Source organism: Clostridia bacterium, assembly GCA_035561135.1.
Lineage (GTDB): Bacteria > Acidobacteriota > Terriglobia > Terriglobales > Acidobacteriaceae > DATMYA01.
The window spans coordinates 40,854-55,896 of sequence record DATMYA010000014.1 but is presented as its reverse complement, the minus strand read 5'-3'; the positions used below and the strand labels follow the sequence as shown (position 1 = coordinate 55,896).

The 15,043-nt window shown below is 60.4% G+C and carries 10 protein-coding genes; all 10 read left to right on the top strand.

Features of this window, described 5'->3' with window-relative positions:
• The first annotated feature begins 188 nt into the window (after positions 1-188).
• The 10 genes from VN622_04000 to VN622_03955 all read left to right on the top strand — a co-directional run bounded on the left by VN622_04000 (position 189) and on the right by VN622_03955 (position 15,041).
• On the top strand, positions 189-635 hold the full coding sequence (locus VN622_04000) for an OsmC family peroxiredoxin (protein ID HWR35020.1): 447 nt from the start codon (positions 189-191) through the stop codon (positions 633-635).
• Positions 636-889: 254 nt separating this feature from the next.
• On the top strand, positions 890-3,601 hold the full coding sequence (locus VN622_03995; protein HWR35019.1) for a PD-(D/E)XK nuclease family protein: 2,712 nt from the start codon (positions 890-892) through the stop codon (positions 3,599-3,601).
• Positions 3,591-6,974, top strand: a complete 3,384-nt coding sequence (locus tag VN622_03990; GenBank protein HWR35018.1) for a UvrD-helicase domain-containing protein — start codon at positions 3,591-3,593, stop codon at positions 6,972-6,974. The genes VN622_03995 and VN622_03990 overlap by 11 nt, the downstream gene beginning before the upstream one ends.
• Positions 6,975-7,085: 111 nt before the next feature.
• Positions 7,086-9,542: a protein kinase gene (locus VN622_03985; protein HWR35017.1), complete on the top strand. Its 2,457-nt coding sequence runs from the start codon at positions 7,086-7,088 to the stop codon at positions 9,540-9,542.
• A gap of 105 nt (positions 9,543-9,647) precedes the next feature.
• Positions 9,648-10,211, top strand: coding sequence for a hypothetical protein (locus tag VN622_03980; protein ID HWR35016.1), 564 nt, complete (start codon positions 9,648-9,650; stop codon positions 10,209-10,211).
• A gap of 134 nt (positions 10,212-10,345) precedes the next feature.
• Entirely contained in the window at positions 10,346-11,029 is a 684-nt protein-coding gene (locus VN622_03975; protein HWR35015.1) for a TetR family transcriptional regulator, read from the top strand.
• Positions 11,026-12,057, top strand: a complete 1,032-nt coding sequence (locus VN622_03970) for an efflux RND transporter periplasmic adaptor subunit (GenBank protein ID HWR35014.1) — start codon at positions 11,026-11,028, stop codon at positions 12,055-12,057. Before VN622_03975 ends, VN622_03970 begins: the two co-directional genes overlap by 4 nt.
• Entirely contained in the window at positions 12,030-12,941 is a 912-nt protein-coding gene (locus tag VN622_03965) for an ABC transporter ATP-binding protein (protein ID HWR35013.1), read from the top strand. The genes VN622_03970 and VN622_03965 overlap by 28 nt, the downstream gene beginning before the upstream one ends.
• A 4-nt stretch (positions 12,942-12,945) precedes the next feature.
• Positions 12,946-13,911, top strand: a complete 966-nt coding sequence (locus tag VN622_03960; protein HWR35012.1) for an ABC transporter ATP-binding protein — start codon at positions 12,946-12,948, stop codon at positions 13,909-13,911.
• On the top strand, positions 13,908-15,041 hold the full coding sequence (locus VN622_03955) for an ABC transporter permease (protein ID HWR35011.1): 1,134 nt from the start codon (positions 13,908-13,910) through the stop codon (positions 15,039-15,041). Before VN622_03960 ends, VN622_03955 begins: the two co-directional genes overlap by 4 nt.
• Positions 15,042-15,043: the final 2 nt, after the last annotated feature.

Here is a 15,043-nt window from a genome sequence, read left to right as displayed (position 1 = left end):
CTAAATTTGTGCCGCTTCGAACGGGAACGAGCATAGAATCACGTGGCTGTGTAAGTACATGTTTTGTGGCATGTACTTACGCAGCCATTCACATTAGGGCCGGGTCTGAACGCCCGCGTCCATACTTCAGTGGCTAAGTATCGCTCTTTTCTAACCAGACCTGAGTGACCTCATAATGAGGAGGACTTATGGAACGTACTGCAACTGCAATCTGGCGCGGTGGACCAGGTGCCGGCGAAGGCCAGGTAACTACGTCGAGCGGAGTCATACAAAAGGCACTCTACGCATTCGGATCGAGTTTCGGAAGTGAGCCGTGCACGAGCCCTTCGGAGATGCTGGCGGCTGCGCTGTCGTCGTGCATCACCATGATGGTGTCGCAGGAATTGGCGCGACTTGGTCTGCGTTCCGAAAGTGTAAGGGCGGAAGCAACGCTCACGCTGAACGAAGTGGACCAGCGCTGGACGATAACCAAGGCGCACGTGAAATTGAGCGTGCAGGTACCAGAAGTCGATCCAGGTCAGTTCAATAAAGCGATTGCAGCAGCAACGGAGAAGTGCCCGATTTCGCGTGCGTTGAACATTGATGTGTCAGTGGATTCGAAGCTGGAACCAGTTTTCATCCATACGAATGCGTAGCGTGGCACACGTACTTTTCCGATGATAGATACAAGGGAGCGCGCTGAAGCCGCGATGGCCGCAGTCATGCTGCAGCGTGCTCCGATCCCTGTCCGTTCCTCCTTACACGACAAATCGATGTTGATGCCAGCCTTCAGCCGTCCCGAGAGTCGTGCGAATGAGCCGGGTGTCAATGAAATATTGCGCAGGCAGTGTGCGCGGGCGGTATTAGCTTCGCTGTTTCGCGCTATGATGACCAGCTCTGTTCACGCCACATGAAAATTGCGATAACACAAGACGAGCTTTTGGCCGCCGCTGAACGTGGCGTGCTCATTCTGACGGGGAATACTCGCGCGAGCCGCAATCTTCGCGTCGCGTATGACAATCGGCATCGGCGAACCTCCGAAGTGTGGAAGAGTCCGGTGATTGTGCCGTGGACTGGATGGCTGCACCAGTTGTGGAACGGGCATGTGCTGTCCGCTGCGGAAGGTGCGCCGGCGCTGCTGAGTGAAGCGCAGGAACTGCTGCTGTGGGAACAGGCAATTCGAGCCTGCGAACGCGATGTGAAGGGTACGCAATTGCGTGCCACCGCGAAGGCCGCGAAGCAGGCGTGGACCTACGTCCATGCTTTCGATGTGCCGCGCGAGCGGGCGCTATTTGCGACGAGCGTGGATACGTCCGCGTTCTGGCAGTGGATGGCGGAGTTCGCGAAGCGCTGTCACCGCAACCGGTGGCAGGACACGGCGCGACTTCCGGATGCGCTTTGCGAGGCGGCGAAGAACGGCGAGTTGCAGGTTCCGCGAGAAATTCTTCTGGTCGGCTTCGATCGCCTTACGCCGCAACAGGAGCGAGTGCTTGCCGCCTGCGTTGGCAACGGTGCGCGATGGCAATTTAACGATCTGGTTGCGGGAACAAAGTTGGCAGTGTGTACGTCGGTGAGTGACGGCGACGAGGAGTTCTCGGCGGCCGCGATGTGGGCGCGCGAGTCGGTCGAGGCAGGCGTACAAAGCATAGGGATCGTAGTTCCGGACCTGACAGATCGCAGAGCCAGGGTTGAGCGAATTTTACTGGAGACGCTTCAGCCTGCGGCGCTGGCCATCACGCATGGCCAGTCGCGCCCCGTCTTCGACATTTCCCTGGGCGATTCGCTGGCGAAGACTCCTCTGGTCTCAACCGCGCTGGCGATCCTGCGCTTCGCGCTAGGTGCGTTGCCGGTGGAAGAGGTGAGCCGATTATTGCGCTCGCAGTTTCTGCGAGGCGGCCTCAGCGAGTGCCACTCTCGCGCATTGCTGGATGCGAGATTGCGCGCCGAGGGGCGCTTCGAGGTTTCGCTGGATGGCGTGCTTCGTTGCGCCACCAACGCGATTGGCAAGCCGTCGGACTCTCCGGCGTTGCGGGCGCAGTTGAGTGCCTTGAAAGCTGCCGCAAATTCGCTTTCGCCATCGCTCGCCCCCAGCCAGTTCAGTCGTCATGTGCCGGGCTTATTGAAGGCCGCTGGCTGGCCGGGAGACCGCTCCCTGAGCAGCGCGGAGCACCAGGCGATGAGAGCGTGGGTGGAGTTGCTGTCCGAGTTCGCGTCGCTCGATGTTGTTGAGCGGCAGCTCTCGCGAGTCGATCTGCTGCAACGCCTGCAAGTGATGGTAGCTGACCAAATCTTCCAACCTGAAAACAGAGGCGCTCCCATCCAGGTGATGGGAACGCTGGAAGCCGCAGGATCTACCTTCGACCGATTGTGGGTGACCGGACTGGACGAGGGCGCGTGGCCCCCGGCGTCGCACCCCAACCCGTTCCTGCCACTTGCAGTACAGCGCAAGTTGTCGATACCCGGAGCTTCCGCCGATGAGCAGTTACAGTTTGCGGCGCGAGCGACGGAGCGCTTCCGCACTTCGGCGGAGCACGTAGTCTTCAGCCACGCGATGACCGATGGCGAGAATGAACTGCGGGCAAGCGCGTTGTTGTCGAGTTTTCCGGCAGTGGATATTGGAACACTGCTCACACGCCGCGGCGAAACGTGGATTGGCGCCATGGCCGCCTCCTCGGCAGAGCTGGATGAGATGAGCGATACGCAAGGTCCGCCGCTGCAAGATGGATCGATACGCGGCGGCACGGCTATTTTCGCAACGCAGGCGGCGTGCCCGTTCCGTGCGTTTGCACAGTTCAGGCTTGCGGCCGAACCGCTGGAGTCACCGCAGCCGGGACTCGATCCGCGCGCGCGCGGGAAGGTGTTGCACATAGCGCTGGAAAAAGTGTGGAAGCGATTGCGCGACAGAGAAGCGTTACTTCAGCTTAGCGCGGAAGGTGAACAGGCGCTGCTTGCGGAGTGCGTCACGGAAGCACTGCGCGAATCCCATGTGGGCACGGGTAGCGAATGGGAGCGTAACGTCGCGGAGTTGGAACATCAGCGCGTGTGCGCGATCATCGCCAAGCTACTTGCCGTCGAGAGGCTGCGGCCAGAATTCAAGGTCGAGCAAACGGAGTGGAAGAACACGGTCACGGTCGGCGGCGTAACGTTCGACGTCAAAATCGATCGCATCGATCACGTGAAAGGATTTGGACGAGTCCTGCTTGATTACAAGACAGGTAGCGCCGGTCCGTCGTCATGGATAGGCGAGCGCCTGGACGAGCCGCAGTTGCCGATCTACGCGACTCATATGGAGGGCGAGCCGGCAGCCGTGGCGTTCGTGGAAGTGCAAAGCAAGAAGGTGCGCTTCAAAGGAATCGCCGCGCAAGACGGTGTGCTGCCAAGCGTGAATGTCGCTTATAAGTCGAAGGCGAGCGGCGAAACCTACAGTCTGGAAGCGCTGCTCGTGCAATGGAAGCAGGCGCTGGAAGGGCTGGGGCAGGAGTTCAGAGACGGGCGCGCCGTTGTTGCTCCGAAAAAAGGTGAGCAGACCTGTCGCAACTGCCAACTGGATGCGCTCTGCCGCGTAAGCCAACTCGAAGGTCAAGACGCCGGGCAGCCGGGAGATGACGACGATGGCCAGTAGCACAATGCCGTCCTTCGTTGCGCCAGACGCACTGGTTCGCGAGCGCGTGCTCAATGCCGCGTACTCATTCATTGTGCAGGCTCCGGCAGGCTCCGGCAAAACCGAGTTGCTGATTCAGCGTTACCTTGTGCTGCTGGCGCAGGTGGCATCGCCGGAGAGCGTCGTCGCGATTACGTTCACCAAGAAGGCGGCGGGCGAAATGCGCGCACGCGTGCTGAAGGCGCTACGCGACGCGGCCGCGAACGCACCCACTCGCAAGGAGCACGAGCGCGCCACCAGGGAGCTTGCGGAGAAGGTGTTGGCGCAGGGCGCGGAGCTGGGCTGGGGAGTGCTGGAGAACCCGGAGCGCCTGCGCATCGTAACCATCGATTCGCTCTGCCACGGGCTGGTGCAGCGGATGCCATGGACGGCGAAGCTGGGTGCGCTCTCCGGCATAACGGAAGACGCTCGCGACCTGTATGCGCGCGCGGCACATGCGACGGTAGTCCGGTTGGGCGGCACCGACGATGTGGGTCATGCGGTGCGGGATGCGCTCATGCATCTCGACAATGACGTGCGCCAGTTGGAGTTGCTGATTGCGAACATGCTGAAGCGCCGCGATCAGTGGATGCGCCACATGCGCGACTTCAATGTGGACACTCTGCGGGAGGAAGTGGAAGCGAACCTGTCGCGCGTAATCTGCCAGCACCTGGCGGAGTTGCAATCCATGATTCCGGCGGAGGTTCGCGAAGACCTTGTCAGCGTGCTGCGTTCGGCAGCGCGATACATGCATGAGAAGAAGCCGGGGCACGCCATAGCGGCGTGTCGCACGCTGAAGACATTGCCCGGATGCAGCGCGGATCAATACGAGTTCTGGCTGGCGATGGCGAACGTATTCGTGACCGCGGGGAAGGACTTTCATTGGCGGGAGGTCAACGCGAGTGTTGGGCTGCCGGCAAAAACCGCGGAGCAGCTATTGGGCAAGCAGATCATTTCTGTGCTGCAAGCCGTTCCGGGTCTGGACGAAAAGCTATATGCGGTGCGGATGCTGCCGCCGTGCAAATTCGAAGACTCTCAGTGGGAGATGCTGAAGACGATCTTCGTATTACTGCCGGAGGCGGTGCAGCAGTTACGCGCCATCTTCGAACGCGAGCAGACGGTGGACTTCGCCGAAGTTGGACAGGCGGCTTTAGGAGCCCTGGAGCAGCACTCTCCGGAAATTGCTCTTGGTTACACGATCGAACATCTGCTGGTCGATGAGTTCCAGGATACGAACGTCACCCAGGTGAAACTGCTGGAGGCATTAACGCGCGATTGGCCGCAGGATGGAACGCGGACGTTGTTCCTCGTCGGCGATCCGATGCAGTCGATCTACCGGTTCAGACAGGCGGACGTAGGGCTATTCCTGCGTGCGCAGAACGCGCAGATCTCGACCGTGCCGTTGGAGCGCGCGCAACTGGAAGCGAACTTCCGCTCGCAAAAGGGCGTCGTCGAGTGGGTGAATGAGACATTCTCGAAGCTGCTTGCGGGCGCGGAAAATATCGAGGCCGGAGCGGTGACGTACAGAGCCTCTCACGCCGTGCTCGCAAAGGGCGCTGATCCTGCGGTAGTCGTCCATCCGTTCTTTGGGAAAGATTCCGGCAAGCGCGAAGCGGAACACGTGGCAGAGTTGGTCGAGCAATCGTTGGCGTCGACGGGTTCAGGCAAACCGGGCAGAGTCGCCGTGTTGGTACGGGCGAGAGAACACCTGCGGTACATCGTTCCGGCATTGCAAAGGCGCGGAGTGCGCTTTCGTGCAGTGGAGATCGACCGTCTGTCTGAGCGTCCAACGATCACGGATCTGCTGTCGCTGACGCGTGCACTGCTGCATCTTGCTGATCGTGTGGCGTGGCTTAGCGTCCTTCGCGCGCCCTGGTGCGGACTCGACCTGAACGACCTCTACGCCCTTTGTAATGGGCAACCGTACGCAACGGTGTGGCAGTTGATGCAGGGGAATTGCGATGACGTCAGTGTTTCCGGACGCGATCGTGTTGCTCGCGTGCGTGCAATTCTCGCAACTGCGCTGGAGCAGCGCGGGCGGATGCCGTTGCGGCGCTGGGTCGAGGCTACCTGGATATCGCTCGGCGGAGCGATGTGCGCGAACGAAACGGAACTGGAAGACGCCAGCCAGTATTTTGCGTTGCTCGAAAAGCTTGATTGCGGCGGAGATGTGGATTTCGGCCTTCTCGCGTCAAGCGTGCGGGAACTGTATGCGCAGCCGGACGTGAAGTCGGACGGCTCTGTGCAACTGATGACCATCCACAAGGCAAAGGGCCTGGAATTCGATGTCGTCATCCTGCCGCAACTTGGGCGGGGACCGCACAAGCAGGACACCCAGTTGTTGCTGTGGGAAGAGAGCGCTGGGCCGAAGGGGCCGGAGTTGTTCGTCGCGCCGATCACGCCCAAGGCGAATGAGAAGAAGGATCGAATTTACGAATTCCTACAAAAGCGCGAAGCGGAGCGAGAAAACAACGAAGTTCGACGGCTGCTCTATGTGGCAGCGACACGCGCCCGGAGCGAGTTGCACCTGTTAGGACATCTGCCCTGCACTGCGAGCGAACTAAGAACCGATCCAGATCAAGGGCCGATCGCAGGTTCCTTGCTGCACGTTCTTTGGGACGCGGCGCGGCCGGCATTCCTGGCCTATAAAGAAGATTCGCAGGTGGTTGCGACCTTGCAGGCAGGCAGCGAAGAGACTGGCGGGGCGTTCCGCCGCCTGGCCGATGGATGGAGCCTGCCGACCGCGCCGGCTGGCCTCGACTGGCAGCAAGGCGCCGAGTGGGAGACGGCGACCGGCGGAGAAGAGATTTCGTACGACTGGGTCAGCGACCGCATGCGTCACGTAGGCACCGTGGTCCACGCGATGTTGCAGCGCATCGCAGAGGACGGGCTGGAAGCCTGGACACAGGCGCGACTCGCTTCGCACAATTCTGTGCTGCGTTCCGCGCTGGCGAACCGCGGTGTTCCTGCTGAGTATCTGGAAGAATGCGTGCAGCGCGCCGAGCGCGCGCTGGCGAACGCCATCACCGACAAGCGCGGGCGCTGGATTCTCGACAAGCACCTCGCAGCGGAAAATGAGTTTGCGCTCATTGGCACGGACGGAAGCAAGGTGTACCACCTGAAACTGGACCGCACCTTTGTTGACGAGCACGGCGTGCGCTGGATCATCGATTACAAAACCGGCTGGCACGACGAGAGCACGCGGGACGCCTTCCTGGCGAATGAGCGCGTGCGCTACGAGGCGCAGTTGCAGCAATATGCCGTATTCCTGAAGAAGCTGGATGGTCGCGCCGTAAGGGTCGGGCTGTATTTCCCACTCATGAATGCCTGGCTCGACTGGGAGCCCTCAGTATGAAGATTGGCCCAGCGCACGGCTGGCGTAATCAGGCAGGCAAAAGGGAGAACGTTTGACCGCGTCGGACGCTGAGGCCTAACATACGCCCTACGGGACAAGGGGGCCTCTACATTGATAGGCCAATCGGTTTCCCACTATCGCATCCTGAAGAAGCTGGGAGGCGGTGGCATGGGAGTCGTGTATGAGGCTGAAGACTCCCGCCTTGGACGCCGCGTCGCGCTGAAATTCCTGCCTGAGTCGTTGGCCAGCGACGCGCGTGCGCTGGAACGTTTCCAGCGCGAAGCTCGCACCACCTCGCTGCTTAGCCATCCGAACATCTGTGCCATCTACGACATTGCCGAGCACAAAGGGCGTCCTTACCTGGTAATGGAGTTGCTGGAAGGCGAGAGCTTGACCCAGCATATCCATGGCGAGCCGCTACCGAATGACGAACTGATTGAACTCGGCATCCAGATCGCTGGTGCGCTACAGGCAGCGCACGCGCAGGGCATTATCCATCGCGATATTAAGCCAGGAAACATCTTCGTAACCCAACGCGGACAAGCAAAGATCCTCGACTTCGGCTTGGCAAAACTCGCGGCACCACAGGTTTCGGCGCCGCAATTTGTGCGAGAGCCCGTCGGCCCCTCCGGCGAGCCAGTATCGAGTGATTCGAACGACGCCAACGAAGAAGGACTCACGTCGATGGGCGTCATTGCCGGGACATCGTCCTACATGTCGCCTGAACAGGTGCGCAACGAGGAACTCGACCCGCGCTCAGACCTGTTCTCCTGCGGTGTGGTGCTTTACGAGATGGCCACGGGAAAGCGTCCGTTCACAGAGAACAACAACGTCCTCACGCTGGCGGCTATCCTGGAGAAGAAGCCCGTATCGCCTCTCACACTGAACTCCGCGCTACCACCGGAGTTCGAAGCCGTAACCGGCAAGGCGCTTGAGAAGGATCGTGACAAGCGCTACCAGAGTGCAATCGACCTCGAGCATGATTTACAGGAGTTGAAGCGACACGCGTATGCCGCCCAGAGCGCGCCTGTTGGACGCCTCTCCAAACTGGCGGAACATGCGCGCGTGTTTCGGCGGGCAAGCGCTAGAACCACGTACATCGCACTCGCGATTGCCGCCGTGATGGTTATGCTCCTGACGGTCACGGCCGTGTGGTGGGCGAAGCATGGACGGCTGCCGTTCACTTCCGTCAGCCCGAGCGTGGCGGTGTTGCCATTCCAGAGCATGGCCCCGGGGGACATTTCCAGCGACTACCTGCGCGTGGCGCTCGCGGATGAGATTTCGACAATCCTGACGTACACGCCGTCGCTCGAAGTACGTCCCGTGTCTTCCACCCGAAGGTATATCGGCATCACCGACCCGCAACAGGCAGGGAAGGAGTTGCGCGTCAGCACCATCGTTACAGGCCATTACGTGCGCCAGGGCGCGAAGTTGACGATCACGGTGGAGGCTATCGACGTGCGGACGAATCGTTTGCTGTGGCAGGGCAGTATGACAGCTCCGGCAAATGACCTGATTCTCATGCAGAAACAACTTGCCATGGACCTGCGGCAAGGACTGATCCCTGTGCTGGCTGGTCGCGCAAGCAGCATTGAGACCGCGACCAAACCCAAGAATTCTGAGGCCTACGATCTTTACCTGCGGAGTGCCGCCGTGCCGCACGATCCGGAGCCGAACCGGGAAGCCATCGCCATGCTGGAACGCTCCGTCGGTCTTGACCCTGGTTATGCGCCTACCTGGGATGCACTCGGGTTGCGGTATTACTACGACTCGCAGTACGGAGGTGGTGGCGAGCGCGCCTTTGACCGTGCCAGCGCCGCATATGCGCGCGCGGTGACGCTGGACCCGAACTACGTGGTCGCGTCCGGGCACCTGGCTCGCGCACGCGCCGAGCGAGGCGAGGTCGCCGAAGCATATAAGCACGCTCACGAGTTGGTGAAGCGGCGTCCCGATAATTCGCAGGCGCACTTCACGCTGGCTTACGTCCTGCGCTACGCAGGCCTGCTGGATGAGGCAACGCGCGAATGCGATCGCTCGCTGCAACTGGATCCGGGCAGCTACCTGTTGCGGTCGTGCGCTTTTGCATTTTTCGAATTGGGCCAGAACGAACGCGCCCTCGACTACCTGAACCTGGACGCGGGGTCCGAGTGGTCCAGCAACGTGAAGCCGGCGGTATTGCTGCGGGACGGCCAGACGGACGCGGCGCGTGAGGCCGCTCGCAACATGAGCAATCACGCAACCTGGTTTGGGCGGATTCTGCTCGCGTGCCTGGAAGACCGTCCTGCATCTGAGATGAACAAGCTTGTGCTGGACTCCGAGACGGCGCTGATGGCGCAACGGGACGCCGAGTTCCGCTATCACCAGGGCGCCATCATGGCCTACTGCGGCCAGATGGATGTTGCCGTCAGGCTGTTGAAGAGCGCTATCCAGCAGAACTATTGCTCGGCCCAGGCGCTTGAGAAGGATCCTGCGCTTCGAGGTCTGCGCAACCGGCCTGAATACGAAGCGCTGCTTACGGCAGGCAAAGAATGTCAGGACCGGTTCCGGCGTGCCACGGCCGGAGAGTAATCACCCCGCCACATGGTTTTGACCCTCCCGCTCATTGAGCCGTCTCTCGAATGTAACTAGCGCCCTGCTTGCGAAGTGCGATACAACCGAAGCAGCGGACCTGTTATGACTCATGAGCAGTTGGTTGAAAAGGCGGTGGAGTGGCTGCGCGGCAGCTACCGTTGCGGGATCGTACTCTCCGAGCAGGCTTGCTCAAGCGGCGAGGTGCCGGACGCCATCGGATGGAAAGGGAAGAGCCACTCGGTGATGATCGAGTGCAAGGTTTCCCGCGCCGACTTCCTTGCCGACCGCAACAAGCCGTTCCGCACGGATTCGGGAACGGCCGTCGGCTGCGAGCGGTTCTACCTGGCGCCCCGCGGACTGCTGTCGCCCGGCGAACTCCCGCAGGGATGGGGACTGCTCGAATGCCATGCGCGCAAAGTCAGCGTGGTGAAAAAGTCCAGGAAGAATCTGCGGGAACCGGCTGGGCTGATGAATGAGATGAACCTGTTGCTCGCCAGCCTGCGGCGCGTGGAAGTCCGAATCGAGCCGCAGCGCATTACCGACTTCCTGAAATGGAAGAACAGGCTCCTGGAGTACAACGGTGGCGTGCTACCCAAGGGCGTTGTCGCCGAAGAGGATGAGCCCAACGTCCACTTGCAGCATGCCGACCCTATACGCATGGCTTAGTTCTGTCCCGCACCCGCTTCCAATCGGCCCTGCAATGGCCTTCATTGAAATACCCTTGTCACAGCGTGACTTCTATCACAGACTGTGGTTCACTTATGACTCAAAGTCATAAGTGAGTAGAGGTCATGCGAAGCATGAAAGTTAAACACGTCAGCGAAGGTGTTGAACTTGGGGGAAGGCGCGAGCGCCGCCGGGCCGAGACGCGCGATCGCCTGTTCCGTGAGGCGATTCAACTCTTTTCGGAACGAGGCTTCAACGGCACTACGGTGGAAGATATCACGGAGGCCGCGGACGTCGGCAAGGGAACATTCTTCAACTACTTTCCCAGCAAAGAGCACATCTTGACCTTCTTCGCCGACGCGCAGCGCGGAAAGGTGGAGGCGGCGGTCGCGCTTGCGAGAGCGTCGGTCAAGACTCCTGTGCGCGACATCGGACGACATCTCTTGCATGAATTGGCCGAGCAGCCAGCGCATAGTCCCGACCTGGCGCGTAGCCTGATTACTTCGCTGCTCTCCTCGCCAGCGGTCCGGGACGTAATGCTGGATAGATTGGCACGAGGGCGTGAACGACTCGCCGAGTTGTTGGCGATCGCGAAGGAACGCGGCGAACTGCGCCCCGACGTCGATGCCCTGGAGATGGCGCGGATGGTGCAGCAGGTCTTCTTCGGAACGCTGCTGCTGTGGAGCCTGACACCCGATGCCAGCTTCCAGCAACGTCTAGATGATGCATTTCACCTGTTCTGGGAGGGAGCGGCTGCTCCCGTCAAGAGTGGGAAGCCGAGTGCCCGCAAGCGCAACGTCGCAAGGAGCACGAAATGAAAAAACGAATCGTAGTCATCGTCGTTGTGGTTATCGCGGCGGCCGCGAGTGTTGCGTATCGCGTGTGGGGCCGGGCGGCTCGGACCGATCAAGCGAACGTCCTGCACCTGTCCGGCAACATCGAGGTACGCGACGCGGAACTGAGCTTCAAAATTCCGGGACGCGTCGAGCAACGGCTGGTTCGCGAAGGCGATGCGGTGCGCGAGGGCCAGCTAGTGGCCGTGCTGGACAGCGCCGAGCTGAGTGAAGAGGCGGCGGCGAGGCGTGCCGATGTGCAAACCGCACGCGAAGAACTGGCGGAGTTGGAGGCGGGATCGCGTCCGGAAGAAATCAAGCAGGGGGAGGCGAACCTGGGTCTGGTGCAGGCCGAAGAGCTACGCCTGCGCACGGATCGCGAGCGCCTTCGCAAGTTGCACGAAAAGGATCTGATCTCGCACCAGCAGTGGGACGCGGCGGTGACTGCTCACGAAGTGGCGACCGCAAGAGTCCGCGAGGCACAGGAGCGTTTGGAGTTGCTGCGGCAGGGGCCTCGTCGCGAGAAGATTGCGCAAGCACGATCTCGTTTGGAGCGTGCCCGACAGTCGTTGGCCATGGCGGATACGCGCCTGGGCTACGCGAAGCTGATTTCTCCGGTGAACGGCATAGTGCTGTCGGAGAACATCGAGCCGGGCGAATACGTTTCGCCGGGTACGCCGATCGTAACGACGGCGCAACTTAGCGACGTGTGGATGCGCGGATATGTTCCGGAGACGGACCTGGGACGGGTGAAGCTTGGACAGCCAGTCTGTGTAACGAGCGATACGTTTCTCGGAAAGCAGTACTCAGGGCGCGTGACGTTCATTTCTTCGCAGGCGGAGTTCACTCCGAAGATGGTGCAGACACAGAAGGAGCGTGTAAAGCTTGTCTATCGGATCAAGGTGGACATTGCCAATCCGGAGTTGGAGTTGAAGCCCGGTATGCCGGCCGATGCGGTCGTGCAGGTCGGTGGAGGACAGGAGCCATGCAGGCAATCCGGCTCGACTCGCTGACGCGATGCTTCGAGAAGGTCACGGCCGTGGATTCGCTGACGCTCGATGTGGCGGAGGGCGAGATCTTCGGACTGGTCGGTCCCGACGGCGCAGGCAAAACGACGACGATGCGGCTGTTGGCTGGAATTCTCGAGCCAACCTCAGGCGATGCCTGGGTGATGGACAAGCACATCGTGCGCAACAACGAAGCTCTCAAAGAACAGATCAGCTACATGAGCCAGAAGTTCGGTCTGTACGCTGACTTGACGGTGGAAGAGAACATACATTTCTATGCTGACCTGTTTTCGGTTCCGCGGCGCGGACGCGAGGAGAGGGTCTCGCAACTGCTGGCGTTCAGCAATCTCACGCCGTTCCGAAAACGACAGGCAGGGAATCTGTCTGGAGGCATGAAGCAGAAACTTGGCCTGGCTTGCGCGCTGATTCACACGCCGAAGGTTCTGCTGCTGGATGAGCCGACGAACGGCGTCGATCCGGTATCCAGGAGAGACTTCTGGCGAATCCTGTATCAACTGTTGCGCGAACGCGTGACGATCTTCGTCTCCACGGCGTATCTGGACGAGGCCGAACGCTGCCACCGAATAGCCATGGTGCACCAGGGCAAGCTGCTGGCGTGCGGCACGCCTGCGGAAGTCAAAGGGCTGCTGAAGGGAACAATTCTGCAAGTGCGGACGACGAATGTGCGTGCGGCGGCGAAGCTGCTGCGCGAACAGATTCCGGATATCTCCGTCGGCCTCTTCGGGAATCGCATACACCTGCTCACGCGGCAGCCTGACTCAACGACCGTGGCCGCTTCAAACCTACTTGGGGGTGCGGGCTACGCGGATATCGATGTGCGGCCGATCGAGCCGAGCCTGGAAGACGTATTCATTTCGGTACTGAGTTGAAGCGATGAGTGCAAACGAACAAGCCGTAGTCGTGCGAGGGCTGGAGCGACGCTTTGGAAACTTCGTCGCGGTGAACCGTGTCAGCTTTGAGGTTAGTCGCGGAGAGATCTTCGGATTCCTCGGTCCGAATGGCGCGGGGAAATCGACGACAATCCGTATGCTCTGCGGGATTCTCGCCCCAACGGCGGGGGAAGGCACCGTGGCCGGCTTCGACATTCGCAAACAGTCGGAGGATATCAAGCGGCATATCGGCTACATGAGCCAGAAGTTCTCGCTCTACGAGGATCTGACGGTGGAGGAGAACATTGACTTCTATGCCGGGATTTATCGAATTCCGAAAGACCGGCGCGCCCAGCGTAAAGAGTGGGTGATCGAGATGGCCGGGCTCCAGCAGCATAGGGATTCGCGCACCGGCATCCTATCTGGCGGATGGAAACAACGGCTCGCACTGGGCTGCGCGATCATCCACGAACCGCCGATTGTCTTTCTCGACGAGCCGACCTCAGGAGTAGACCCCATCAGCCGGCGTCAGTTCTGGGAGCTTATCTATCAACTTTCCGGGCAGGGCGTAACGGTTTTCGTTACCACGCATTACATGGAAGAAGCTGAATACTGCGATCGCATAGGGCTCATCTACCGCGGCGAGCTGATTGCGAGCGGCGCGCCGCACGCACTCAAGACAGACATGATGAGCGACACCGTCCTGGAGGTGAGCTGTGATCGGGCGCAGGATGCGATGTTCGAGCTCGAACGGCTGCCCGAAGTGCGTGAAGTCGCGATGTTCGGGAACGCGCTGCACGTAGTGGCGGCATCGGCTGGCGCGGCGGAGGCGGTTCGCGCGTACCTTGAGGCGCACGAGTACCGCCCCTCGCGTGTGGAACCGATCGTTCCATCGCTCGAAGACGTTTTCGTGTCGCTGATCGAAGCGCGAGACAGGGCAGAAAGTACGCAGCAGGAGGTTGGGCGATGAAGCTGCAACGCGTGCTGGCGGTGTCGAGAAAGGAATTCCTGCACATACGGAGAGATCCGCGAAGCCTGGCGGTGGCTATCGCGATTCCGATGTTAATGCTCCTGCTATTCGGGTACGCGCTTACCCTCGACGTGGATAACGTGCCGCTGATCGTGTGGGACCAGAGCCAGACTTCTCAGAGCCGCGAACTGGTCAGCAACTTCACCGGCTCGCGATATTTCTCGCTGCTCGGATACGCGGACACCGCTCGCGACGTTGAAGCGGCAATCGATTCCGGAGAGGCCCTGGCCGGTCTGGTCATTCCTCGCGATTTCTCTCAGCAGTTCGAAGCCGGGCGTACGGTGCAGGTGCAAGTGATAACAGACGCAACTGACTCGAATACGGCAGTGCTTGCGCTCGGGTACGCAGAGATGGCAACGCAGGCATTCTCGCGGCAAGCAACCGTGCAGAAGCTGAAACGAGCGGGACTGACTCCTCCGCGCGCGCCGCTGGATGTGCGGCCTCGCGTCTGGTTCAACACCGATCTGGAATCGAAGAACTACATCATCCCCGGCCTGATAGCGGTGATCATGATGGTGATTGCCGCATTGCTCACGTCCCTGACGGTTGCGCGCGAGTGGGAGACGGGCACGATGGAACAACTGATCGCGACCCCTATACGCGGCGTGGAACTTATTACCGGCAAGCTACTGCCCTACTTTGCGCTTGGCATGTTGGACGTGGTCCTGGCTGTAGGCATGGGTGAGGTGCTCTTCCACGTGCCGCTGCGCGGCAGCGTCTTACTGCTGTTTTCGGTGTCGGCCGTGTTTCTTGTTGGAGTGCTCTCGCTGGGCATGTTGATTTCGATTGCCGCAAAGAAACAATTGCTGGCAAGCCAGACGGCAATGGTGGTGACATTCGTGCCGTCGTTCCTGCTCTCTGGTTTCATGTTCTCTATCGCCAACATGCCGGTGCCAATCCAGGTGCTCACCCATCTCATTCCGGCGCGATATTTCGTGTCGATCATCAAAGGCATTTACCTGAAGGGTGTTGGGGTGCAGGTGTTGGCCGCGGAGATAGCGCTGCTGGGTGCGTTCGCCGTCGTGATGTTTGCGCTGGCAAATGTGAAGTTCAGGAAGAGGTTGGTCTAGCC

Excerpts from the sequence above, each read along its gene's own strand:
- VN622_03990 (HWR35018.1), top strand. The coding sequence starts at position 3,591 with ATGGCCAGTAGCACAATGCCGTCCTTCGTTGCGCCAGACGCACTGGTT.
- VN622_03975 (HWR35015.1), top strand. The coding sequence starts at position 10,346 with ATGAAAGTTAAACACGTCAGCGAAGGTGTTGAACTTGGGGGAAGGCGC.
- VN622_03960 (HWR35012.1), top strand. The coding sequence starts at position 12,946 with ATGAGTGCAAACGAACAAGCCGTAGTCGTGCGAGGGCTGGAGCGACGC.
- VN622_03970 (HWR35014.1), top strand. The coding sequence starts at position 11,026 with ATGAAAAAACGAATCGTAGTCATCGTCGTTGTGGTTATCGCGGCGGCC.
- VN622_04000 (HWR35020.1), top strand. The coding sequence starts at position 189 with ATGGAACGTACTGCAACTGCAATCTGGCGCGGTGGACCAGGTGCCGGC.
- VN622_03965 (HWR35013.1), top strand. The coding sequence starts at position 12,030 with ATGCAGGCAATCCGGCTCGACTCGCTGACGCGATGCTTCGAGAAGGTC.
- VN622_03955 (HWR35011.1), top strand. The coding sequence starts at position 13,908 with ATGAAGCTGCAACGCGTGCTGGCGGTGTCGAGAAAGGAATTCCTGCAC.
- VN622_03995 (HWR35019.1), top strand. The coding sequence starts at position 890 with ATGAAAATTGCGATAACACAAGACGAGCTTTTGGCCGCCGCTGAACGT.
- VN622_03980 (HWR35016.1), top strand. The coding sequence starts at position 9,648 with ATGACTCATGAGCAGTTGGTTGAAAAGGCGGTGGAGTGGCTGCGCGGC.